23 protein-coding genes are annotated in these 22,746 nt (G+C 75.0%); 16 read left to right on the top strand and 7 right to left on the bottom strand.

All coding sequences use genetic code 11. The annotated features are described in order from the left end of the window. The first annotated feature begins 26 nt into the window (after positions 1–26). From ABC795_RS10520 to ABC795_RS10485, 8 genes are all read left to right on the top strand, one after another. The gene (locus ABC795_RS10520; RefSeq protein ID WP_347057130.1) at positions 27–572 is read left to right on the top strand and encodes a hypothetical protein; all 546 of its coding nucleotides are present in this window, start codon (positions 27–29) and stop codon (positions 570–572) included. A 14-nt stretch (positions 573–586) separates the two neighbouring features. After that, positions 587–1,351, top strand: coding sequence for a dienelactone hydrolase family protein (locus tag ABC795_RS10515; RefSeq protein WP_347057129.1), 765 nt, complete (start codon positions 587–589; stop codon positions 1,349–1,351). 105 nt (positions 1,352–1,456) lie between these two features. Further along, positions 1,457–1,855 (top strand): ankyrin repeat domain-containing protein, encoded by a 399-nt coding sequence (locus tag ABC795_RS10510; protein WP_347057128.1) that lies wholly within the window; start codon positions 1,457–1,459, stop codon positions 1,853–1,855. Between the two features lie 51 nt (positions 1,856–1,906). Next, the gene (locus tag ABC795_RS10505; protein ID WP_347057127.1) at positions 1,907–3,286 is read left to right on the top strand and encodes an AI-2E family transporter; all 1,380 of its coding nucleotides are present in this window, start codon (positions 1,907–1,909) and stop codon (positions 3,284–3,286) included. Beyond that, positions 3,283–3,714, top strand: coding sequence for an ATP-binding protein (locus tag ABC795_RS10500; protein WP_347060711.1), 432 nt, complete (start codon positions 3,283–3,285; stop codon positions 3,712–3,714). The genes ABC795_RS10505 and ABC795_RS10500 overlap by 4 nt, the downstream gene beginning before the upstream one ends. 135 nt (positions 3,715–3,849) lie before the next feature. Continuing rightward, positions 3,850–4,623 carry a 3-oxoacyl-ACP reductase FabG gene (fabG, locus tag ABC795_RS10495; protein ID WP_347057126.1) on the top strand — a complete coding sequence of 258 codons (774 nt, stop codon included), beginning with the start codon at positions 3,850–3,852 and terminating at the stop codon, positions 4,621–4,623. 124 nt (positions 4,624–4,747) lie between these two features. Further along, entirely contained in the window at positions 4,748–5,521 is a 774-nt protein-coding gene (locus tag ABC795_RS10490) for a crotonase/enoyl-CoA hydratase family protein (protein WP_347057125.1), read from the top strand. Between the two features lie 73 nt (positions 5,522–5,594). After that, positions 5,595–6,218: an SGNH/GDSL hydrolase family protein gene (locus ABC795_RS10485; RefSeq protein WP_347057124.1), complete on the top strand. Its 624-nt coding sequence runs from the start codon at positions 5,595–5,597 to the stop codon at positions 6,216–6,218. Between the two features lie 4 nt (positions 6,219–6,222). Here ABC795_RS10485 and ABC795_RS10480 read toward each other — a convergent pair whose 3' ends face one another. From ABC795_RS10480 to ABC795_RS10465, 4 genes are all read right to left on the bottom strand, one after another. After that, positions 6,223–7,389: a cation:proton antiporter gene (locus ABC795_RS10480; protein WP_347057123.1), complete on the bottom strand. Its 1,167-nt coding sequence runs from the start codon at positions 7,387–7,389 to the stop codon at positions 6,223–6,225. 6 nt (positions 7,390–7,395) lie between these two features. Continuing rightward, positions 7,396–7,881: a cation:proton antiporter regulatory subunit gene (locus ABC795_RS10475; RefSeq protein WP_347057122.1), complete on the bottom strand. Its 486-nt coding sequence runs from the start codon at positions 7,879–7,881 to the stop codon at positions 7,396–7,398. A 25-nt stretch (positions 7,882–7,906) separates the two neighbouring features. Next, positions 7,907–10,768 carry an FAD-binding and (Fe-S)-binding domain-containing protein gene (locus ABC795_RS10470; protein WP_347057121.1) on the bottom strand — a complete coding sequence of 954 codons (2,862 nt, stop codon included), beginning with the start codon at positions 10,766–10,768 and terminating at the stop codon, positions 7,907–7,909. 116 nt (positions 10,769–10,884) lie between these two features. Next, positions 10,885–11,286 carry a cupin domain-containing protein gene (locus ABC795_RS10465; RefSeq protein ID WP_347057120.1) on the bottom strand — a complete coding sequence of 134 codons (402 nt, stop codon included), beginning with the start codon at positions 11,284–11,286 and terminating at the stop codon, positions 10,885–10,887. Between the two features lie 213 nt (positions 11,287–11,499). On the opposite strand from ABC795_RS10465, the gene ABC795_RS10460 reads away from it, so the two are divergent. From ABC795_RS10460 to ABC795_RS10440, 5 genes are all read left to right on the top strand, one after another. Further along, positions 11,500–12,825: an MFS transporter gene (locus ABC795_RS10460; RefSeq protein WP_347057119.1), complete on the top strand. Its 1,326-nt coding sequence runs from the start codon at positions 11,500–11,502 to the stop codon at positions 12,823–12,825. A gap of 77 nt (positions 12,826–12,902) precedes the next feature. After that, the gene (locus tag ABC795_RS10455) at positions 12,903–14,456 is read left to right on the top strand and encodes a gluconokinase (RefSeq protein ID WP_347057118.1); all 1,554 of its coding nucleotides are present in this window, start codon (positions 12,903–12,905) and stop codon (positions 14,454–14,456) included. Between the two features lie 16 nt (positions 14,457–14,472). Then, the gene (locus tag ABC795_RS10450) at positions 14,473–15,933 is read left to right on the top strand and encodes a gluconate:H+ symporter (protein ID WP_347057117.1); all 1,461 of its coding nucleotides are present in this window, start codon (positions 14,473–14,475) and stop codon (positions 15,931–15,933) included. Between the two features lie 68 nt (positions 15,934–16,001). After that, the gene (locus ABC795_RS10445; protein WP_347057116.1) at positions 16,002–17,576 is read left to right on the top strand and encodes an FMN-binding glutamate synthase family protein; all 1,575 of its coding nucleotides are present in this window, start codon (positions 16,002–16,004) and stop codon (positions 17,574–17,576) included. A gap of 151 nt (positions 17,577–17,727) precedes the next feature. Continuing rightward, positions 17,728–17,904 (top strand): hypothetical protein, encoded by a 177-nt coding sequence (locus ABC795_RS10440; RefSeq protein ID WP_347057115.1) that lies wholly within the window; start codon positions 17,728–17,730, stop codon positions 17,902–17,904. A gap of 78 nt (positions 17,905–17,982) precedes the next feature. Here the strand turns inward: ABC795_RS10440 and ABC795_RS10435 are convergent, their stop codons facing one another. Together ABC795_RS10435 and ABC795_RS10430 are read right to left on the bottom strand one after the other, a co-directional pair. Then, positions 17,983–18,609: an FMN reductase gene (locus tag ABC795_RS10435; RefSeq protein ID WP_347057114.1), complete on the bottom strand. Its 627-nt coding sequence runs from the start codon at positions 18,607–18,609 to the stop codon at positions 17,983–17,985. Continuing rightward, positions 18,606–19,751, bottom strand: coding sequence for an LLM class flavin-dependent oxidoreductase (locus tag ABC795_RS10430; protein ID WP_347057113.1), 1,146 nt, complete (start codon positions 19,749–19,751; stop codon positions 18,606–18,608). The genes ABC795_RS10435 and ABC795_RS10430 overlap by 4 nt, the downstream gene beginning before the upstream one ends. Positions 19,752–20,000: 249 nt before the next feature. Between ABC795_RS10430 and ABC795_RS10425 the strand changes: the two genes are divergently transcribed. The 3 genes from ABC795_RS10425 (at position 20,001) to ABC795_RS10415 (ending at position 21,979) form a co-directional block, all read left to right on the top strand. Next, complete coding sequence (locus tag ABC795_RS10425) at positions 20,001–20,957, top strand: hypothetical protein (protein WP_347057112.1); 957 nt, start codon at positions 20,001–20,003, stop codon at positions 20,955–20,957. Between the two features lie 99 nt (positions 20,958–21,056). Further along, positions 21,057–21,569, top strand: a complete 513-nt coding sequence (locus ABC795_RS10420; RefSeq protein ID WP_347057111.1) for a universal stress protein — start codon at positions 21,057–21,059, stop codon at positions 21,567–21,569. 230 nt (positions 21,570–21,799) lie between these two features. Further along, positions 21,800–21,979 (top strand): hypothetical protein, encoded by a 180-nt coding sequence (locus tag ABC795_RS10415; protein WP_347057110.1) that lies wholly within the window; start codon positions 21,800–21,802, stop codon positions 21,977–21,979. A gap of 47 nt (positions 21,980–22,026) precedes the next feature. Here ABC795_RS10415 and ABC795_RS10410 read toward each other — a convergent pair whose 3' ends face one another. Continuing rightward, entirely contained in the window at positions 22,027–22,680 is a 654-nt protein-coding gene (locus ABC795_RS10410) for a TetR/AcrR family transcriptional regulator (RefSeq protein ID WP_347057109.1), read from the bottom strand. Positions 22,681–22,746 lie beyond the last annotated feature (66 nt).

The raw sequence follows: 22,746 nt of genomic DNA, 5'->3' as shown, positions 1-22,746 counted from the left end.
ACATCCTCGCTCCTCCTGGAGGCCCCGTGCCCGAGACACCCGCCACCGGCGCCGTCCGCAACCCCGACCTGCTCACCGTCTACTGCAACGACCACCTGGCCGCGGCCTCCGGTGGGATCGAGCTGGTCGGCCGGATGCTGGGCCGCCATCGCGGCAACCGGTACGAGGCCCCGCTGGAGCAGCTGCTGGACGAGCTCCGCGAGGAGCGGGCGGCGCTGCGCACGACGATCGGCGCCCTGGGGCTGCCGGTCCGCCAGTACAAGCAGGTGGCCATCTGGGCGGCCGAGAAGCTCTCCCGCGGCAAGCTCAACGGGCGGCTGCTCACCCGGTCGCCGCTCAGCGACCTGGTCGAGTTCGAGTTCATCGCCACTGCGGTGCTGGCCAAGCGGGCCGGGTTCGAGACCCTCCGCGCCCTCGGCGAGGTCGACGGCCGCATCGACGCCGCGCTGTTCGAGCGGCTCATCGACCAGGCCGACCGGCAGCACCACTGGCTGTCCGAGGCGCGGCGCGACGTCGCGGCGTCGGTCTTCGGCGGGCAGGCGCAGGCCGCCAGCGACGCCGCCGACACCTGAGCCGGATCGCGCGCATGTGCCACGCCCACGACAGCCGCCCGCCCGCCCCGCCGCGCAGCGGGCCGGTGCGCGAGCGCACCAGCACCACGCTCACCGCGGCCGACGGCACCGCCTTCTCGGCCGCCACCGCTCTGCCCGAGGGCAACCCGCGCGCGGGCGTGGTGGTCCTCCCCGACATCCGCGGGCTGCACCCGTACTACGTCGCCCTCGCCGAGCGGTTCGCGGAAGCCGGCGTGGCCGCAGTGGCGATCGACTGGTTCGGCCGGACCGCCGGGATCTGCGCGGACGGGGTCCGGGCGGAGGACTTCGACTGGCAGGCGCACATCCCGCGCACCACCCCGGAGGGCGTCGACGCCGACGTCACCGCGGCCGTCGCGCACCTCCGCGAACGGGCCGGCGCCGCGCTGCCGGTGGTGGTCGTCGGCTTCTGCTTCGGTGGCAGCCACGCGTGGCGGCTGGCCGGCGGCGGGATCGACCTCGCCGGCTGCGCCGGCTTCTACGGCCGGCCCGCCCTGGTGGGGGACGCCGCCGACCGCGCCGCACTGCCCACGGTCATGCTGATCGCCGGCGCCGACACCGCGACGCCGGTGGAGGACCAGCTGGCCCTGGCCGGACGGATGCGGGCGGCGGGTGCGGAGGTGGACGCCGTCGTCTACGACGGGGCGCCGCACTCGTTCTTCGATCGCTCCTTCGGCGACTGGGCCGACGCCTGCCGCGACGCCTGGGAGCACGTGTTCGCGCTCACCGACCGCGTCGGCGGCGACCGGTCCGGTGGATGAGCCGTCCGGCCGGGCCTGGGGTCCGTCGACGGGCACCGCCGCGCACGTGGCGGAACGGTGCCGTGCTCCCGGGCCGGCGGAGCAGCGGTCTCCTACGCTGGTGCCGTGAGCGGCCAGCCGATCGATCCCGGAGTCATCGAACTCGCCGGGCGGGTCTTCGATCTGGCCCGCGGTGGGCACACCGAGGAGCTCGCGGCGTACGTCGACGCCGGGGTACCGGTCAACCTCACCAACGACAAGGGTGACACCCTGCTCATCCTGGCCGCCTACCACGGGCACGCCGGCACGGTGGCCGCGCTGCTCGAGCGGGGCGCGGACCACGGTCGCGCCAACGACCGGGGCCAGACGCCGCTCGCCGCGGCGGTCTTCAAGCAGTCGGCGGAGACCGTCCGGCGGCTGCTGGACGGCGGCGCCGATCCCGACGGCGGGAACCCGAGCGCCCGGGCGACCGCGGCGTTCTTCGACCTGCCGGCCATGACCGCGATGCTGGACGCCCGCGGCTGACCGGCGCGCCGCGGCGGCGTGGTCGGACCAGGCGGGACCGAGGGGGAGGGCATGGCGGGACGGCGGGACTCGCCGGCGACGGGGCGGCTGCCGCTCGTCCGGGCGGAGCAGCAGGCCGCGGACCCGGCCGCCGCCGAGCGCGCCGCCGACCTGCCCACCGCCGCTGACGGCGGTGAGCCGCTGGTGCAGGCGCCGTCCAGCGGGCTGCCGCGCTGGCTGCTGCTGGTCGGCGGGGCGGCCGCCGCCACCATCGCCATCGCCGGGCTGCAGGCCGTCGCCTGGCTCGTGGCGCCGGTGTTCCTGGCCCTCGTCGTCGTCGTCGCGCTGGCCCCGGTGCAGGGCTGGCTGCGCCGGATCGGTACGCCCGGCTGGCTGGCCACCACGGTTCTGCTGCTGCTCGTGTGGGCGGTGCTGCTCGCCTTCGTCGCGCTGCTGGTCGCCTCCGTCGCCCAGTTCGCCGCGCTGCTGCCCGACTACACCGGACGCGCCGAGATCCTGATCAACGACGTCGTCGCCGACCTGAACAGCCGGGGCATCGTCTCCGGTCAGTTGTCCGACCTCGTCCAGCAGATCGACTACGGCTCGCTGGTCGGCCTGGCCACCGACCTGCTCAGCCGGCTCACCGACGCGGCCACCACGCTGCTGCTCCTGCTGTCGGCACTGGTCTTCATGGCGATCGAGAGCAGCGGCTTCGGCCGCCGGATGGCGCTCATCGGCGCCGAGCGCCCGCACCTGCCGGTGGCGATGACCCTCTTCACCCGCGGAACCCGGAGCTACCTGCTGGTCAGCACCGTCTTCGGCGCGATCGTCGCGGTCGGCGACACCATCGCCCTGGCCTGGCTGGACGTCCCGGCCGCGCCGCTGTGGGGGCTGCTCGCCTTCATCACCAACTACGTGCCCAACATCGGTTTCCTGCTGGGCGTCGCGCCCCCCGCCGTGCTCGGCCTGCTCTCCGGCGGCTGGGGCGAGCTGATCGCGATCATCGTCGTCTACTCGCTGCTGAACTTCGTGGTGCAGACGCTCATCCAGCCGCGATTCGTCGGCGACTCCGTGGGCCTGTCCATGACCGTCACCTTCATTGCGCTGCTGTTCTGGGGCTGGGTCCTCGGCGCGCTCGGGGCGCTGCTGGCCATCCCGCTCACCCTGCTGGTCAAGGCGCTCCTGGTCGACGTCGACCCGCGGAGCCACTGGCTGGACGCGCTGCTGCGCGAGGAACCGCGAGCGCCCCGCACCATGCGGGCGCGCCGGCGGATGGCCGCCCGCCGGGCGACGCTGGCGTCCATGCGCAGGCTGCACCACCACCCGCACCGCCGCTCGGCCGCCGCGGAAACCGCGGAAGCCGGGGAGGCCGGGGAGGCCGGGCAGCCGGCCGGGGGCGACCCGCTGCGCGCGCAGTCCGAGCAGGCCACGAGCCCGGCGAGCCAGGTCTGAGCGGGCCGGAGCTGGTCGTCCTGGCCGGGTTGCAGGGCAGCGGGAAGAGCACCTGGACCGCCCGCACCCTGGCCGGCACCCACACCGTGGTGAGCAAGGACCACTGGCCCAACGCGCGGCGCCGCGAGGCCCGGCAGCTGCGGGTGGTCGCCGACCTCCTGGCGGAGGGGCGCGACGTCGTCGTGGACAACACCAACCCCTCGCCGGACGAGCGCGCGCCGCTGATCGCGCTGGCCCGGAAGGCAGGGGTACCGGTGCGCGCGGTCTGGATCGACACCCCGCTCGAGGTCTGCCTGACCCGCAACGCCGCGCGCGAGGGCCGGGCGAAGGTGCCCCTGGCCGGGCTGCTCGGCACCCGGGCACGCTTCGTGCCCCCGTCCACCGCCGAGGGGTTCGACCGGGTCGACGTCGTCCGCGGCAGTTCCTGACCGCGCCGCCTCCCGTCGGCGCCGGACCATGTGGCCGGGGCCTCGACCGGCGGCCGTAACGTGTCGGGCGCAGCTCGCCGCGCGCCGGGGCCTCCGCCCCGGTGACCGCAGGCATCCGAGACGAAGGGAACTCTCATGAGCGAGGCAGGCACCACGGGCGCGTCCCGCGTGGCCATCGTGACCGGCGCAGCCCGCGGCATCGGCGCGGCGACCGCCCAGCGCCTGGCGGCCGACGGCTTCGCCGTCGCCGTCCTGGATCTGGACGAGGGGCAGGCCAAGGCCACCGTCGAGGCCATCGAGTCCGCCGGCGGCCGGGCGCTCGCCGTCGGCGCCGACGTGAGCGACTCCGCTCAGGTGGAGGCCGCCGTCGAGCGGATCGCCGCCGAGCTGGGCCCGCCGACCGTCCTGGTCAACAACGCCGGTGTGCTCCGGGACAACATGCTGTTCAAGATGTCCGACTCCGACTGGGACATCGTCATGAACGTGCACCTGCGGGGCGCGTTCCTCATGACCCGCGCGGCGCAGAAGCACATGATCGACCAGAAGTGGGGCCGGATCGTCAACCTGTCCAGCACCTCGGCGCTGGGCAACCGCGGCCAGGCGAACTACTCGACGGCGAAGGCGGGTCTGCAGGGCTTCACCAAGACCCTCGCCATCGAGCTGGGCAAGTTCGGCGTCACCGCCAACGCCATCGCCCCCGGGTTCATCCAGACGGAGATGACCAAGGCGACCGCCGACCGCATGGGCGTGCCCTTCGACGACTTCATCAAGGGCGCGGCGTCGATGATCCCGGTGGCCCGCGTCGGCCAGCCCGAGGACATCGCGCACCTCGTGTCGTTCTTCGTCAGCGAGGGTGCCGGCTTCGTCTCCGGCCAGGTGGTCTACGCCGCCGGCGGCCCGAAGGCCTAGAGCAGGACCCCCGCGTCCCCCGCTCGCTCGGGGTGGGACCCTGGCGCGGGGTTGTTCCCGCAGGGCCGGGCAGCCGTTCCGGCTGCCCGGCCCTGCGCCATCTCTGCCCGCCCGAGGAGGCGTCATGGTCGACGACGACGACAAGGTCCTGGTGGAGCGCCGCGGCGCCGTCCAGGTGATCACGATCAACCGGCCGTCCGCGCGCAACGCCCTCGACGGCGGCGTCGCCCGGGCGGTCGCCGCCGCGGTGGACGAGCTCGACGCCGACGGCGACCTGCGGGCGGGCGTGCTCACCGGGGCCGGTGGCACCTTCTCGTCCGGAATGGACCTCAAGGCCTTCCTCCGCGGCGAGAGCCCGTCGATCGAGGGCCGGGGTCTGTGCGGCATCACCCGCACGCCGCCGCACAAGCCCCTGGTCGCCGCCGTCGAGGGCTGGGCGCTGGCCGGCGGCTTCGAGCTGGTCCTCGCCTGCGACCTCGTGGTGGCCGGCCGCGGGGCCCGGTTCGGGGTGCCGGAGGTGAAGCGCTCGCTGGTCGCGGCCGGCGGGGCGGCGCTGCTCCTGCCGCAGCGGGTGCCACGCGCGATCGCCCTGGAGCTGCTCCTGACGGGGGACCCGGTGGACGCCGAGCGCGCGGCGGCGGTGGGCCTGGTCAACCGGGTGGTCGACGACGGAGCGGCGGTGGAGGCAGCGGTCGCCCTCGCCGAGGTGATCGCCGCCAACGGCCCGCTGGCGGTCGCCGCGACCAAGCAGGTCGTGCTGTCGGCGCCATCCTGGCCGGTGGAGGAGGCGTGGGAGCGCCAGGAGCAGATCGTCCGCCCGGTGTTCGGCTCGGAGGACGCCCGGGAGGGGTCGACCGCATTCGCCGAACGCCGCCCGCCGGTGTGGCGAGGCCGCTGACCGGTCGGTCCGCCGCCTCGTGTGGACGCGGTGGGAGAGGCATACCGGAGGGGGTCACGTCGTTCCCCCTGACGTGGCTTTCTCCGCCCTCCGCCTGCTCCTCCTCGGTGACTCCCTCGCCTTCGGCACCGGTGCCGCCCGCCCCGCCGACGCCCTCGGCCCGCGGCTGGCCCGGGCGCTGACCGACGACGGGTTCGACGTCGACCTGCACGTGCTCGCCGTCCCCGGCGCCGTCTCGGCCGGGCTGGCCGACCAGGTGCGCCGCGCCCTGCCCCTGTCCGCCGACCTCGCCGTCGTGGTCGTCGGCGCCAACGACCTCGCCCGGTTCGTGCCGGCCGAGCAGGCCGCGACCGCGCTCTCGGCCGCGGTGACCGCTCTGCGGGCCGCGGGCACCGATGTCGTGGTGGTTCCGGCGCCGGACATGTCGATGGTGCCGTTCGTGCCGCCGGCACTGCGGGCGCTGGTCCGGGGCGCCTGCGCGGTGCTCCAGCGGCGGCAGTCGCAGGTGGCGACCACCGGCGGTGCCACGGTGGCGCCGGTGGCCGCCGAGGTCGCGCGCGCCTTCTCGGCCGACCCGGCGCTGTTCTCACCCGACCGGTTCCACCCGTCCTCGGCCGGCTACGCGCGCATCGCCGGGGTGCTCGCCCCGTACGTGCTGGCCGCGGCCCGCGCCCGGCGGGGCGACGCCGCGGCCTGACCGCTCACGCGGCGGCCGGGGCGCGTACCAGTCGGTCGGACAGCGGCTCCACGAAGCGGGTGAGCACCGGCCCGGTCACCGCGAGCACGAGCACGTACCCGGTCGCGACGGGGCCGACGGCCGGGAGCCCGGCGGTGACCGCCAACCCGGCGATCACGATCGAGAACTCACCGCGGGCCACCAGTGCGGTGCCGGCGCGCAGCCGGCCCGGGACGGCGACCCCGTCCCGGGCCGCGGCGAACCAGCCGGTGCCGATCTTCGTGACGGTGGTGACCGCGGCCAGGGCCAGCGCGGCGGGCAGCACCGGGAGGATCGCCCCCGGATCGGTGGCCAGGCCGAAGGCGACGAAGAAGGTGGCGGCGAACAAGTCGCGCAGCGGGCCGAGGATCACCCGGGCGCGCTCGGCGAAGGACGCCGGCAGCGCCAGCCCGACGAGGAACGCCCCGACCGCCGCCGAGGCGCCCATCGCCTGCGCGGCGCCGGCGACCAGCAGGGTCAGCCCGACCAGCCGGAGCATCACCTGCTCGTCGTCGTCGTGGCTGAGCAGCCGGCCCAGCCGGTGGCCGTGCCGCTGCGCGGCCAGGAGCACCAGGAGCACCGCCCCCACGGCGAGCCCCACGCCGGCCACCGCGGACATCGGGCCCTGACCGGCGAGAGCCACCACGAGCAGGGGCAGGAAGAGCGCCATCGCGAGGTCCTCGAGCACCAGCACCGAGAGCACGGCCGGGGTCTCCCGGTTGGTCAGCCGCCCCAGGTCCCCGAGCAGCCGCGCGATGATGCCCGACGACGAGATGTAGGTGACCCCGCCCAGCGCGAGCGCCCCCTGCCAGGGCAGCCCCAGGAGCAGCCCGGCGACGAAGCCCGGCGGACCGTTGAGCACCAGGTCGACCAGTCCCGAGGGCGCGTGCCGGCGGAACGACGCGAACAACTCGGTGGCGGAGAACTCCAGGCCCAGGGTGAGCAGCAGCAGGACGACGCCGATCTCCGCGGCCGCCTCCAGGAACGGTGCGGCGTTCTCCACCGGCACCAGGCCGCCCTCGCCGAGGGCCAGCGCGGCCAGCAGGACGAACGGGATGGGGGAGAGGCCCAGCCGTCGGGCCAGCAGCCCGAGCGCCGAGAGGCCGAGGAAGAGCAGCCCCAGCTCGAGCAGCAGGGCGGCGACGTGGTCCACCGCGGGCTACTCCTGACCCGCGAGCCGCCGGTCCAGCTGCTCCAGCCCGGCCGCCGAGCCGATGGCCACCAGCACGTCGCCGGCGAACAACGGGTCACCGGGCGAGGGGGAGGGGACCACGTCGGCGCCGCGGACGATGGCGACCACCGAGCAACCGGTCAGCGTGCGGGCGCGGGTGTCGCCCAGGGTCCGGCCGGCGAACGGCGAGCCCGGCCGGATGGAGATCCGGGCGGACTCGAGCCCGGGCACCTCCCGGGACAGGTCGGCGAACCGCTGGGTCAGCCGGGGTGCGCCCAGCACCTCGGACAGGGCGTCGACCTCCTCCGGGTCGAGCCGGAACGTCTCCCGCGCCCGGTCGGGATCGCGCCGGTCGAACACCGCGATCTCGGCTCCGCCCTCCCGCTGCACCACGATGCCCAGCACCTGACCCGACCGGGTCCTCATCTGGTAGCGGACGCCGACACCGGGCAGCAGGGTCTCCTCGAGCTCCACGTCCGGCATCGTCGCAGACCGGCGCTCAGCCCAGCCGGTCCGCCAGCAGCTCCGCGAGGTGCCGGCCGCGCCGGCCGGCCAGCTGGTCCAGCTGCGTGCGGCAGGAGAACCCGTCGGCGAGCACGACCGCGTCGTCGGGGAGGTCGCGCACGGCGGGCAGCAGCTGCTGCTCGGCCACGGCCACCGAGACGTCGTGGTGCCCGCGCTCGACGCCCCAGTTGCCGGCGAGCCCGCAGCAGCCGCCCAGCCGGGTCACCGTCGCGCCGGCTCGCTCGAGCAGCTGCGCGTCGGCCGACCAGCCGAGCACGGAGGCGTGGTGGCAGTGCGGCTGCGCGACGATCTCCGTGCCCGCCAGCGACGGCGGGGTCCAGCCCGGGGTGTCGCGGAGCAGCTCGGCGAGGGTGCGGGTGGCGGCGGCCACCTGCTCGGCCTCCGGCCCGCCGACCAGCTCCAGCGCCTCGCTCCGCAGCACGGCGGTGCAGGAGGGCTCGATGCCGACGACCGGCACGCCCGCGGCCGCCAGCGGTGCCAGCGCACGCACCGTGTCGCCGAGGATGCGCTTCCCCTTGTCGAGCTGCCCGGTGGTGATCCAGGTCAGCCCGCAGCAGGTGTCGGCGCCGGGCACCTCGACGCGGTAGCCGGCCGCGGTGAGCACCCGCGCGGTGGCGACCGCGACCTCCGGGGCGAAGTGGTCGGTGAACGAGTCGACCCACAGGGCGACCCGCGGCCCGTCGCCTGCCTCAGGCCGGTCGGCCCACAGCTGCCGGAAGGTGCGCGGCGCGAACGTCGGCACCGAGCGGCGCTGGTCGATGCCCGCACCCCACTTGGCCAGCGGGCCCACGAGCGCGGAGCCGAGCATCGCGTTGACCAGGCGCGGGGCCAGGGCGACCAGGTCCGACCAGAAGGGCAGCCGGCCCAGCGTGTAGTGCGCGCGGGGCCGCAGCCGCCGCCGGTAGGACTGGTGCAGCACCTCTGCCTTGTAGGAGGCCATGTCGACGCCGGTGGGGCAGTCCGACGAGCAGCCCTTGCACGACAGGCAGAGGTCCAGCGCCGCGTGCACCTCCGGCGACCGCCAGTCGCGCACCGGGCCGCCGGGCGCGAGCATCTCCTGCAGCACCCGGGCGCGGCCGCGGGTGGTGTCCTTCTCCTCCCGCGTCGCGGGCCACGAGGGGCACATGACCCCGCCGGAGGACTGCAGGTCGGCCCGGCACTTGCCGACGCCGGTGCAGCGGTGCACGGCCGTGGAGAAGTCCCCGCCGTCGTGCCGGTAGGCCAGCGCCAGGCCCTCGGTCAGCCGCGGGGCGACCGTCATCCGCACGTCGTCCTCGACCGGCACCGGGCGCACGACCACACCGGGGTTGAGCAGGTCGTCCGGGTCGAAGACCGCCTTCACCTGCTCGAACAGCGAGAGCGCGGCGGGGGAGTACATGTGCGGCAGCAGCGCGCTGCGGGCCCGGCCGTCGCCGTGCTCGCCGGACAGCGACCCGCCGTAGCCGGCGACGAGCCGGGCGGCGTCCTCGACGAACGACCGGTAGGCGCTGCGGCCCCCGTCGTCCGGGTGGGCGGGCGAGCCGTGGCCGAAGGGGAAGTCGATGCGCACGTGCAGGCAGCCGTCGCCGAAGTGCCCGTAGGGCACGCCCTGCAGCCCGTGGTCGTCGAGCAGGGCCTCGAACCCGCGGAGGTAGTCGCCGAGCCGCTGCACCGGCACGGCGGCGTCCTCCCACCCGGCGTGCGCCGGCCGGCCGTCGGAGGTGCGGTTGGCCAGCCCGGCGCCGTCCTCCCGGATCCGCCAGATCGCCGCGGCGTGCGTCGGGTCGGTGACCACCATCGAGTCGACGGCGCCGGCGTCGGCGAGCACGCCGCGCGCCTTCGACTCGACCTCGGCGACGCTGTTCCCGGTCAGCTCGACGATCAGCCAGCCCGCGCCGCGCGGCAGGTCGGGGACCACGGCCGCCGGCACGTCCCGCAGCCGCTGCACGATCCGCTCGTCCAGGCCCTCGACCGCCGTGGGCTCGTGGGGCAGCAGGCCGGGTGTGGCGTCGGCGGCGTCGGCCATCGTGGGGTAGCCGAGCACCACCAGCCCGCGGACCGGGGCGTCGGTGACCAGCCGCACCGTCGCACCGAGGACCACGGCCAGGCTGCCCTCACTGCCGACGAGCGCCCGGGCGACGTCGAATCCGCGCTCGGGCAGCAGGTGCTCCAGCGAGTAACCCGACACCTGCCGGCCGAAGCGGCCGAACTCGGTGCGGATCGTCGCGAGCTCACCGGCGACCAGGCGGTGCAGGTCGGCGAGGACGCCGTTCCGCGGCGGAGTGCCCGGGCCGACGGTCAGGCGCTCGCCGGTGCCGGTGACCACGTCGAGGGCGACGACGTTGTCGGAGGTGCGGCCGTAGCCCAGTGCCCGGGAGCCGCAGGCGTTGTTGCCGATCATCCCGCCGACCGTGCAGCGGTTGTGGGTGCTGGGGTCGGGGCCGAAGCGCAGGCCGTGCGGGCGAGCGGCCGTCTGCAGCGCGGCCTGGACCACGCCGGGGTCCACCGTGGCGGTGCGGGCGCCGGGGTCGACGGCGCGCACGCGGGAGAGGTACCGGCTGGTGTCGAGGACGACGCCGGCGCCCACGGCGTTGCCCGCGATCGAGGTACCCGCGCCGCGCGGGGTCAGCGGAACCCCCAGCGACCGGCAGACCTCCAGGGCGGCGACGATCTCGTCGGCGTCGCGCGGGCGGACCACCGCGCGCGGCAGGACGCGGTACAGCGACGCGTCGGAGGAGTAGAGGGCCCGGGCCAGCCCGGAGTCGTCGACGTCGCCGATCCCGGCGCGGCGCAGCTCCTCGGCCACCGCCCGGCCGTCGTCGGTGCGCGTCGTCGGGTTCGCGGCCGGTGCGCTCATACCGCCGAGTCTGGTCCCCGCTCCTGACACGGGCACGAGCGGGTGGTCCGGAGGCGGGAACGGCCGTGGCCGGGCACCGTCGGTGCCCGGCCACGGCCGGTGGAGGTGTGCGGAGGTCAGGACGCCGGCGGCTCGTCCTCGCCCGACTCCTCGGCCTCGTCGGCCTCCTCCTTGGTCCTGTGCACCGCACCGTCGGCGTGCTCGGGCGGGCCGTAGACGGTGTAGAGCACCAGTGGGTTCCCGCCGGTGTTGAGGAAGTTGTGCTTCGTGCCGGCAGGGACGACGACCAGGTCGCCCTGCGCGACGTCCTTCTCGCTGCCGGAGATGACGGCCTTACCGATGCCGCTGACGAAGGTGAGGATCTGGTCGATGTCCTCGTGCGTCTCCTCGCCGATCTCCCCGCCCGGCGGGATCGTCATGATCACCAGCTGGGTGTTCCTGCCGGTCCAGAGCACCCGGCGGAAATCGGGGCTCTTCTCGGCCTCGGTGGCGATCGTGTAGTGGATGACGGACGCCATGGACGGCGCTCCTCTCGTCTCGGGGCCGGGTGGCGGACCGGCCGACAACGACCCGTCCGGGAACTGCCTTGGTGCTGCCCCGGCGTGCGGCCGAGTAGTCCTCGTTCGCCTCCGTGACGCCGGCCACCCGCCGGGCGGAACGGCTCAGTGGCGCAACTCACCTGTCGCTCCCGGAAGGACCGGGGTGGCGCGGACGTAGGAGAGGGTGTGCACATGCCGCCTCCCGCGCGCCCCACGACGCGTGCCTACGCCATGTGGGGCGTCGGGCTGCTGGCCTACGCGGTGGCGGTCTTCCACCGCTCCTCGCTGGGTGTCGCCGCGGTCGAGGCGCAGGAGCGGTTCTCCGCGGGCGCTGCGGCGGTGTCGCTGTTCCTCGTCCTGCAGCTCGCCGTCTACGCGGGTCTCCAGGTCCCGGTGGGCGTCGCGCTGGACCGGTTCGGGTCGCGCCGGATGATCCTGGCCGGAGCGCTGACCATGGCGGCCGGACAGTTGGTGCTGGCCCTGGCCGGGGGCGTGCCCACGGCCGTCGCGGGGCGCGTGCTGGTCGGTGCCGGCGACGCCATGACGTTCATCAGCGTGCTGCGGGTGGTGTCCTTCTGGTTCCCCGGTTCGGCGGCGCCGCTGATCACCCAGCTGACCGGGATCCTCGGCCAGGTCGGTTCCATCGTCGCCGCCTATCCGTTGGTGACCCTGCTGCACGCCACCTCCTGGACGGCGACGTTCCTGGGGGCCGCGGCCACCGGTGTGCTGGTGTTCCTGCTGGTGCTGCTGGCCCTGCGCGACGCCCCGGCCGGCAGCACCCGGCCGCAGGCCCCGGACCTCGCCCAGCTGCGCCACGGGCTGGTCGAGACGTGGCGCGAGCCGGGAACCCGGATCGGTCTCTACACGCACCTGGTCACCCAGTTCTCGGGAACCGTCTTCGCGTTGCTGTGGGGTTACCCCTTCCTGGTGGTGGGTCAGGGGCTCACCCCGGGGACGGCCGCGGGGCTGCTCACGCTGCTGGTGCTGGTCGGCATGGGCGTGGGCCCCGCGCTCGGCCGGCTCTGCGCCCGGTGGCCGCTCCGTCGCTCGGTGCTGGTCTTCAGCATCCTGGCGGCGACGGCGACGGTGTGGACCGTCGTGCTGCTGTGGCCCGGTCGGGCCCCGCTGCCGGTGCTCGTGCTGCTGGTGGTGGTGCTGGGCACCAATGGCCCCGGCTCCATGATCGGGTTCGACTACGCCCGCACGGAGAACCCGGTGGAGCGGCAGGGCAGCGCGAGCGGCGTGGTCAACGTCGGCGGGTTCGTGGCCTCGCTGCTGACCATCCTCGCCGTCGGGGCGGTCCTGGACGTGCTCACGCCGGGCGTCTCGACCGACTACGACCTGGACGCCTTCCGGGCGGCGTTCTCCGTCCAGTACCTGTTCTGGGCGATCGGGCTGGCCGGTGTGGTCCGGCACCGGCGCCGGCTGCGGGACCGGTTGGCCCGCGACGGCGTCGTCCTCCAGCCGTTGATGGTCGCCGTCCGCCGGCGTCTGGGCGGGGAGGGGCCGACCGGCTGAGCCGCGCTCCCGCCTTGCCGCCACCTGCTCCTCGCGGGCAGGATGCCTGGAGCGAGCGAGCCGGTCAGGGGGTGGGCGTGGACGTCGTGGTCGGTCTCGACTCGGGGACGACGGCGACGAAGGCGGTCACGGCGGGGTCCGACGGGCGGGTCCGGGACGTCGTCAGCGTCGCCTACCCGCTGCTGGTGCCCGCACCGGGCCGGGCCGAGCTGGACGCCGGAGCCCTTGCGTCCGCGGCCGTGGAGGCCCTCGCCGACGTCACCGCCCGCGCCCGGGAGCGCGGCGACACCATCGTCGCGGTCACCCTCAGCGCCGCGATGCACGGCCTGGTGCCCCTCGACGGGGACGGGCGCCCGCTCGGCCCCGTGGTGACCTGGGCCGACGACCGGGCCGCGCAGTGGGCCCAGGCGCTGGTGGCCGACGGCCGGGCGCCGCAGCTGCACGCCCGGACCGGCACCCCCGTGCACGCGATGTCGCCGCTGGTGAAGCTGTCGTGGGAGCGGGTGCAGGACGCCGATCGCCTGGCCGGGGTCCCGCGCTGGGGCGGGGTCAAGGAACTGGTGGTCGCCACCCTCTGCGGCGGGCCGCACGTGCTGGACCGCTCCAGTGCGTCGGCGACCGGGCTCTACGACATCCGGGCCGGCCGCTGGGACGAGGAGGCGATGCAGATCGCCGGCGTGCGTCCCGGCCAGCTGGGAGAGGTGCTCCCGACGACGGCTGTGCTGCCCGGGCTGCGGCCGGAGGTGGCTGCGGCCACGGGCCTGCCGGCCGGCCTCCGGGTCGTGATCGGCGCGTCCGACGGGGTGCTCGCCAATCTCGGCATCGGTGCGGTGCGCTCCGACGTCGCCGCGGTCTCGCTCGGCACGAGCGGGGCGATGCGCGTCGTCGTCCCCGCCCCGACGGTCGATCCCGGCCGCCGGCTGTTCTGCTACGCGCTCACCGACGACGCCTGGGTCGTGGGCGGGGCCATCAACAACGGCGGATCGGTCGTGCGGTGGGCCGCGCAGGCGCTGGCCGCAGGCCTCGACGGCGCACCGCCGCCGGAGGGGGAGGCGGCCGACGACCTCGATGCCCGGCTGCTGGCCGAGGCCGAGGCCGTTCCGGTGGGCAGCTCCGGCCTGGTCTGCCTGCCCTACCTGCTCGGCGAGCGGGCGCCCTGGTGGCGGTCGGGGATGCGCGGGGCCTACCTCGGGCTGCGGCGCGAGCACGGACGTGCGCACCTGGTCCGGGCCGCCGTGGAGGGGGTCTGCCAGCAGCTGGCGCTGGTGCGCGACGCCTTCGCCGCCACCGATGTGCCGGTGCGGGAGGTGCGGGCGACCGGGGGCGCGGTCGCCTCCCCGCTGTGGATCCGGACGCTGGCGGCGACCCTCGACCTGCCGGTGCGCGTCGCCGAGTCGCCGGAGGGCACCGGGCTCGGCGCCTGCCTTCTGGGCTGGCACGCCCTCGGGGAGCTGCCCGACCTGGACGCGGCGACCTCGCTGGTCGCGGTGCACGAGCCGGTCCTGCCCGATCCGGATGCCGTCGACGTCTACCGGCGGTTGCGCCCCCTGGTCGACCGGTCCACCGAGGCCCTGGTCGACGTCTTCACCACGCTCGACGCCCTGGACGACGCACCCACCCCACCGACCTGACCTCAGTGGAGGAGCCATGACCGACGCCGAACCGGCGCTGAGCGCCGGACCGCTGCTGCTGATCGCCGCGGTGGCGGTCGGCGTCCTCCTCTTCCTGATCATGAAGGTGAAGCTGCACGCCTTCCTGGCTCTCATCCTGGTCAGCCTGGCGGTGGCGCTGGCGGCGCGGGTCCCGCTGGAGGACGTGGTCACCACCATGACCACCGGCTTCGGCTCCACCCTGGCCAGCGTCGCGCTGCTCGTGGGCATCGGGGCGATGCTGGGCCGGCTCTTCGAGCACAGCGGCGGCGCCCAGGTGCTCGCCGACAGCCTGATCAGACGCTTCGGCGAGCAGCGGGCGCCGCTGGCCCTGGGCGTGGCGGCGCTGCTGTTCGGGTTCCCGATCTTCTTCGACGCCGGGCTCGTCGTCTTCCTGCCCATCGTGTTCACCGTGGCGCGCCGGCTGGGTGGCTCGCTGCTCACCTACGGGCTGCCCGTGGCCGGCGCATTCGCCGTCATGCACGCGTTCGTGCCGCCGCACCCGGGGCCGGTCGCCGCGGCCGGGCTGATCGGCGCCGACATCGGCCTCGTGCTGGTCTTCGGCCTGCTCATCGGCGTCCCGACCTGGTTCCTGGGCGGCTACCTGTTCGGCCTCTGGGCGGGGCGCCGGTTCGAGCTCCCCGTCCCCAACATCCTGGCCGGCGAGCCGAGGACGGCCGACGACTCCCCGGACCCGTCGGTGGAGGGCAGCTCGCCGGGGATCGCCGCCGGCGGGCGGACCGGCACGGAGACGGCGACCCGCCCCGCACCGCCGCGCTTCGCGACCGTGATCTCGGTGCTGCTGCTCCCGATGCTGCTGATCTTCCTGAACACCGGCCTGACCACGCTGGCCGCCGAGGGGGTCGTGGACGAGGAGTCGGCGTTCGTCCGCTGGGGGCAGCTGATCGGGGCGACGCCGATCGCGCTGCTGATCACCGTCCTGCTGGCCATGTGGGTGCTGGGCCGGCGCCGCGGCGACAGCGGTGCCGAGGTGGAGTCGGTGCTCAACAGCGCACTGGGGCCGGTGTGCGCGATCATCCTGATCACCGGTGCCGGTGGCATGTTCGGCGGCGTGCTGCGGGCCAGCGGCATCGGCGCCGCGCTGGCCGACGTCCTCGGGGACATCGGCCTGCCGGTCATCGTGGCGGCCTTCGTCATCTCCGCCCTGATCCGGGTGGCGCAGGGCTCCGCCACGGTGGCGCTGACGACCGCGGCCGGCCTGATCGCCCCCGTGGTGGCGGCCAGCGAGGGGCTCAGCTCGGTGGACCTCGCCCTGATCGTCATCGCGATCGCCGGGGGGGCGACCGTGCTCTCGCACGTCAACGACTCCGGTTTCTGGCTGGTCAGCCGGTTCTTCCAGATGGACGAGAAGACCACCCTCAAGACCTGGACGGTGATGGAGACACTGCTGGGCACGATCGGCTTCCTGCTGGCGCTGGTGCTGAGCCTCTTCCTGTGACTCAGCCTGTTCCTGTGGCCGGGGCCGGCAGCGACTGCGCGGCCGGCCCCGCCGCGCGATAGTGAGGCATGCCGCTCCTCCCGCGCGCCGCCGCTGCCGGTCTCACCGCGCTGGCCGGGGTCGCCGTCCGCGACCTGCTCCAGCGCGAGCACACCCTCCTGCGCAACTACCCGCTGGTGGGCCACGCCCGCTACCTGCTGGAGTCGATCGGGCCTGAGCTCCGGCAGTACCTGGTCGCGGGGAACAACGAGGAGCGGCCGTTCACCCGCGACCAGCGGCGCTGGGTCTACGCCTCGAGCAAGCGGGACAACAACTACTTCGGGTTCGGCACCGACAACGACCTCGAGTACACCGCGGGGTACCCGGTGATCAAGCACCGCACGTTCGGGCGGGCGGTCCCGGCCACCCACGTTCAGGCCGGGCAGGACGTCGACCTCCCGTGCGCGAAGGTGCTGGGCGCCGCCCGGGGCCGGGCGGGAGCCTTCCGGCCGCCGTCGGTCGTGAACATCTCGGCGATGAGCTTCGGCTCGCTGTCCGGCGCGGCCGTGGAGGCCCTCAACCGCGGAGCGGCGCTGGCCGGCTGCCTGCACAACACGGGGGAGGGCGGGATCTCCCGCTACCACCGGCACGGCGGGGAGCTGGTCTACCAGATCGGCACGGCCTACTTCGGCTGCCGTGACGCGCACGGGCGGTTCGACCTCGACCGGCTCAAGGACCTGGTCGCGGGGGCGCCGGTACGCGCGCTGGAGATCAAGCTGAGCCAGGGGGCGAAGCCCGGTCTCGGCGGGGTGCTGCCGGCGGCGAAGGTCTCGGCCGAGATCGCCGCGGCCCGGGGCGTTCCCGAGGGCGTCGACTGCGTGAGCCCCTCCCGGCACGCGGAGTTCTCCGACGTCGACAGCCTGCTGGACTGGGTGGAGCTGCTCGCCACCGAGACCGGCCTGCCCGTGGGCATCAAGTCGGCGGTCGGCGACATGGAGTTCTGGGAGGAGCTCACCGAGCTGATGTCGAGCACCGGGCGCGGCGTGGACTTCGTGACCATCGACGGCGGCGAGGGCGGGACCGGTGCCGCGCCCCTGATCTTCACCGACTCGGTGTCGCTGCCCTTCCAGCTCGGCTTCTCCCGCGTCCACGCGCTGTTCGCGCGCGCCGGTCTGGCCGACGACGTGGTCTTCATCGGGGCCGGGAAGCTGGGCCTGCCCGACAACGCCGTGGTCGCCTTCGCGCTCGGCTGCGACATGGTGAACGTCGGGCGGGAGGCGATGCTGGCCATCGGCTGCATCCAGGCGCAGAAGTGCCACACCGACACCTGCCCGACCGGGGTGGCCACGCAGAACTCCTGGCTGGCGCACGGGCTGGACCCGGCGCTGAAGTCGGCCCGGGCCGCCAACTACATCCGCACGCTGCGCCGCGACCTGCTGAAGGTGGCCGAGGCGTGCGGTGTCGAGCACCCGAGCCTGATCGACACCGACTCGGTGGAGGTGCTCACCGGCCGGACGGCGTCCCGCCCGCTGCGCGAGGTGTACGGGTACGAGCCGGGCTGGGGTCTGCCGTCGGCGGCCGACCGGGCCGCCGTCGTCGCGCTCATGACCGGCGAGGGGTCCGAGGGCGGTGCCGCGCCCCCGTCGGAGGACGCCGTCGGCTGAACGAGGACCCCGTCCGGCGCCGGCCGCGCGGCGGGTGCGGGTGACCGATCGATGACGTCGGGACGGATGTGCGTGCTTCGGTGCGGGCCGGGGCACAGCACGAAAGGCACATCCGCTCCGACCCGTGGTCGGCCCACCTGGAGGAGAAACCATGAACCGCACGTCCCTGCCCACCCGCCGCTGGCGCTCGGCCGCAGCCGGGATCGCCATCGCGGCCGCTTCGTTCACCATGACCGCCTGCGGCGGCGGCGAGGAGGCCGTGGACGAGGGCGGCATCGTCGAGCAGGAAGGCGGCGAGGAGGGAGGCGGCGAGCAGGAGGACGACTGATCCCTCGGCCTCCGGCCGGAGCGGCCCCCTGCCGGCGCCCGTCGCGATCGTGTCGGCGGTCGGGGCAGGGGGCGTTCCTCAGGCGCCGGAGCCGCGGAGCAGGTCCTCGAAGGAGCCGACCGGGTCGGCGAACGGGTCTGCCGGGGCGGCCGGTGGCCGTCCGGCCACCAGGTCGGCGAGCTCGCCGGCGGCCCGGTGCGCCCGCCCCGTGAGAGCCGGGCTGCCGGTCTCGCCGCCGGCCCAGTCCTCCGACGCGGCGAAGACCGCGGTCGGGGCGACCGTCGCCCGGAGGTAGGCGAACAGCGGCCGCATGGCGTGCTCCAGGGCCAGCGAGTGCCGCGCCGTGCCGGCGGTGGCGCCGAGCAGCACCGGCTTGCCGGCCAGCGCCTCCTTGTCCAGGACGTCGAAGAAGGTCTTGAACAGGCCGCTGTAGGACGCCGAGAAGATCGGTGTCACGGCGATCAGGCCGTCGGCGCCCACCACCGTGTCCACCGAGCCCCGCAGCGCCTCGTTGGCGAAGCCGGTGACCAGGTTGTCGGCGAGGTCGCGGGCGTGCTGCCGCAGCTCGACCACCTCGACCGTGGCGGTGACGCCCCGCTCGCGGAGGGCCTCCACCGTGGCCGTGGTCAGCCGGTCGGCCAGCAGCCGGGTGGACGACGGGACGCCCAGCCCGGCGCTGACGACGGCGAGGGTGCGGGTGCTCATCGGGTCACCGCCTCAGGGGTGCGCCCGGTGACGTCGTCGCCACCGGCGTGGACCGTCGTGTCCGTGCTGCCGCCGGCCGCCGCGACCCGCGCGGCGTGCGTGGGCGCCTCGGGCACGTGCGCCGGCTTACGGGCGGCGAACTCCTTCCGCAGCACCGGGACGACCTCCTCGCCCAGCAGGTCGAGCTGCTCGAGCACCGTCTTCAGCGGGAGCCCGGCGTGGTCGACGAGGAACAGCTGCCGCTGGTAGTCGCCGACGTAGTCGCGGAAACCGAGCGTCCGCTCGATGACCTGCTGCGGCGAGCCGACGGTCAGCGGGGTCTCCCGGCTGAACTCCTCCAACGAGGGGCCGTGGCCGTAGACCGGCGCGTTGTCGAAGTAGGGGCGGAACTCGGCGACGGCGTCCTGGCTGTTCCTGCGCATGAACACCTGGCCGCCGAGGCCGACGATCGCCTGGTCGGCGCTGCCGTGGCCGTAGTGCTCGTAGCGGCGGCGGTAGAACTCGACCATCCGCTGGGTGTGCTCCTTCGGCCAGAAGATGTGGTTGGAGAAGAAGCCGTCGCCGTAGTACGCGGCCTGCTCGGCGATCTGGGGGGAGCGGATCGAGCCGTGCCACACGAACGGCGGAACGCCGTCCAGGGGGCGGGGTGTCGAGGTGAAGCCCTGCAGCGGGGTGCGGTACTTGCCCTGCCAGTCGACGACGTCCTCGGTCCACAGCCGGCGCAGCAGCGCGTAGTTCTCGACGGCGAGCTCGATGCCGTTGCGGATGTCCTGCCCGAACCAGGGGTAGACCGGGCCGGTGTTCCCGCGGCCCATCATCAGGTCGACCCGGCCCTCGGCCAGGTGCTGCAGCATCGCGTAGTCCTCGGCGATCTTCACCGGGTCGTTGGTGGTGATCAGCGTCGTCGACGTCGACAGCTGGAGCGTCCGGGTCCGCGCCGCGATCCACGCGAGCGTGGTGGTGGGGGAGGAGGAGAAGAACGGCGGGTTGTGGTGCTCGCCGAGGGCGAAGACGTCGAGGCCGACCTCCTCGGCCTTCTGCGCGATGGCCAGCACCGCCTTCAGCCGCTCCGCCTCGGTCGGGGTGCGCCCGGTCGTCGGGTCGGTGGTGATGTCGCTGACGGTGAACACGCCGAACTGCATCTCGGTCTCCGCATCTGGTTGAGAGTGCAAGTATCTCTGCCGGGTGAACGCGCCGCACCGGCCCGGTATGCCCGGGTGCCCGATGGGTGGAGGCGAGGCGGCGGCAGCGCCGCGTAGTCGTTCCAGTACGCCCCGGCGTGGCACCGCCGGGGTGTCGGCGACACGGTCACGGACCCGTCACAGCGGCCCGCGAGCCGGGTGGCCCTCTGGCAGATTCCGCCTCACCTACTTCCCAGGGGGGCCGTCCGGATGCTCCGGCATGTCGAGTTCGTCGCCAATCGTGTCCAGGACGAGGAGGTGCCGCCGGACGCGCCCGATGCCCGGGCTCCGCGGCCGGCGGGCGCCCTGGAGACGTTGCTGGACCACCGGCCGGCCTTCCGCGGTGCGCTGCGCGGCTACGACCGGATGGAGGTCGACAACTACGTCGCCTGGGCCGAGGGGGAGCTCTCGGCCGCGCACCGCGAGCGGGAGCACCTGCTCGACCGCGTGGTCGCCTGCGGGACGGAGCTGGAGATCTCCCGCCGCCTGCTGGCCGAGCAGCCCGTCGGGCGCGAGCGGCCGGTGGTCAGCGCCCGGGTCGGGGAGGTCCTGCGGCTGGCGGAGAACCAGGCGGCCCAGGTGCTCGACGCGGCCGAGGCGGATGCGGCGCAGGTGCTCGCCGACGCCCGCCTGGAGGCCGACGCGCGGCTGCGCAAGGCGCACGAGATCAAGGAGATGGCGATCGACGTCGCCGATCAGCTCCGGGTGAACGCCCAGCGGGACCGCGCCGAGGGGGCCGCCGTGCTGGAGAGGGCGAAGGCCGAGGCCGCCGAGCTGCTCAGGGTGGCCGCCGCCGAGCGTGACCGCGCGGCTGCCGAGTCGGCGGCGGAGCGCGACCGCCTCGCCGCTGAGGCCATCGCCGAACGGGACCGGCTGGCCGCCGAGGCCGCTGCCGAGAGGGAGGAGCTGGCCCGGGCGGCGGCCGCCGAGCGCGAGCAGGCCGCGGCCCTGGCCCAGCGGGACCGCGAGTCCGCCGACGACGTCGCGGGCGCCCGGCTCGCCGCGATCAGGGCGGAGGTCGACGACCTCTGCCGCCAGCGCGACCAGGCCCGGGAGTCCCTGCGGTGCCTCACCGACCGCATCGGTGCGGCGCTGCAGGCCGTGGGTGTCCCGCCGGCCGACGAGCTCGTGCTGCTGGGTGGCCGGCCCGAGCCCGTCTCGGGCTGACGGTGCGCCGTCCGCCGCCGGTGACGTGCGCGTCGCCGCGTGATGAGAGGCTGACCGTGTCGGTGATCACGCCGGCGCGCACCAACGTGGAGGGCAGCAGTGGACGAGGTCCGTAAGGTGGTTCAGGTCGAGGGTGGCGTCGTGGTCGGGCACGACGGCTCGAAGTGCGCGCAGGAGGCGCTCCGCTGGGCGGCGCGGTTGGCCCGCCGGGCCGACGTCGACGTGCACGTGGTCCGCGCCTGGTCGATGACCACCGCACCGCACCCCGCCACCTGGGAGCCCGGCTACGTGCCGCCGCTGCCCGACTGGGAGCAGGCCGTGCTGGAGGAGCTCACAGCGCACGTCGCCGCGGCCGGGCTGGACCCCGCCGCGCGGGTCACCTGCCACGTCGTCCACCGGCCGCCGGTGCAGGGCCTGCTCGCCGCCGCAGAGGGTGCCAACCTGGTGGTGGTCGGCGCGCGTGGCCGCGGCGGGTTCTCCGGCCTGCTGCTCGGCTCGGTCAGCGACCAGCTGGTGCACCACGCGGCCTGCCCGGTCACCGTGGTCCGCACCGGCGCCGGCGGCCGCGACTTCACGACCGCCGGGGCCGGCTCCGCCGTCGTCGGGGAGTGATCCCGGCGGCCTCCGGGGCCGGCGGGCAGTCTGCCGCTGACCTCCGGACCGGCCGCGGAGTGGGAGCGGGAGGATCGGCGCGCGCGACGTCGGTGGGCCGACGGTGGTGCCGGTCGGCGAGGGGCCGGAGGGCGTCCTGGTCACGGGGCGGGGCGGGTGTACATGGGCCTGGCCGACGGGCGCATCGTGCGCGTCGGCGGCCCACCGGTCGGGTCGGCACCGTGGCGCGCGTGCCAGGCCGACCGCCGGGCGTTGAGTGCCTCGACGACCACGAGCTGCCGGTCTGCGCGTCGGACGCCGGCCTGCTGGCCGACTCCTCGCTGTACTTCCGGATCCCGCGGCGGCGCGCCCACCTGGTGCGGCGGACCACGACGACCGGTCGTTCCGCCGGACGCCCGACGGCACGGTGATCGAACTGCTCGGCCGCCCGCGCCGCTGCGCGCCCTGCTCAGCATGCTCAGTCGGGGACCGCAGCGCCGTAGACCGCCGAGAGCCAGATGCCGAGGAGCACGTCGACGACCCGCTCCTCGGGGACGGCCGGCCCGTCCCCGCTGAACGTCGCGTAGAGCACCCGCTCGTTCATCGACGTCAGGGCGACGGCGAGGGCGCGCGAGGGCAGCCCCGGCGGTGCGGCCCCGCGTGCCCGCTCGGCGTCGACGGCCGCGGCGCACTGCTGCACCCAGCGCTCGAACACCTCCGACCACAGCGCTCGGACCTCGTCGTTCGTGGAGCGCGCCTGCGCCCAGGCGACGGTGAGCGACCGGTGCGCGCGGAAGGTTTCGTAGTAGGCGCCGATCGCCCGCGCCCAGCCGTCCCGCGCACCGGTGGCCGGCGATCCGAAGGCCCGCTGCATCGCGGCGTCGGCCTCGGCGACCACGCGGTCGAGCAGGGCGAGCAGGACGGCGTCCTTGGAGGAGAAGTAGAAGTAGAACGTGGGCCGGGAGATGCCTGCGCCACGCGCGAGGTCGTCGACCGAGATGGCGGCGAGCGGCCGCTCGGCGAGGAGGCGCTCCGCGGTGGAGAGGATCGCCAGTTCCCGGTCGTCGCCGGAGGGCCGGGCGGGCCGCCGGCCGCGCCCGGCGCTGGGGAGCTCACCCGTGGCAGCCGGCACGGCACGCAGACTAGCCGCACCGGCCCATGTCTCGACGTCGTGTTGACTCTATCGACACGCCGTCGA

Source organism: Blastococcus sp. HT6-30 (assembly GCF_039729015.1).
Classification (GTDB): domain Bacteria; phylum Actinomycetota; class Actinomycetes; order Mycobacteriales; family Geodermatophilaceae; genus Blastococcus.
This window is presented reverse-complemented; position numbering and strand designations above follow the sequence as displayed.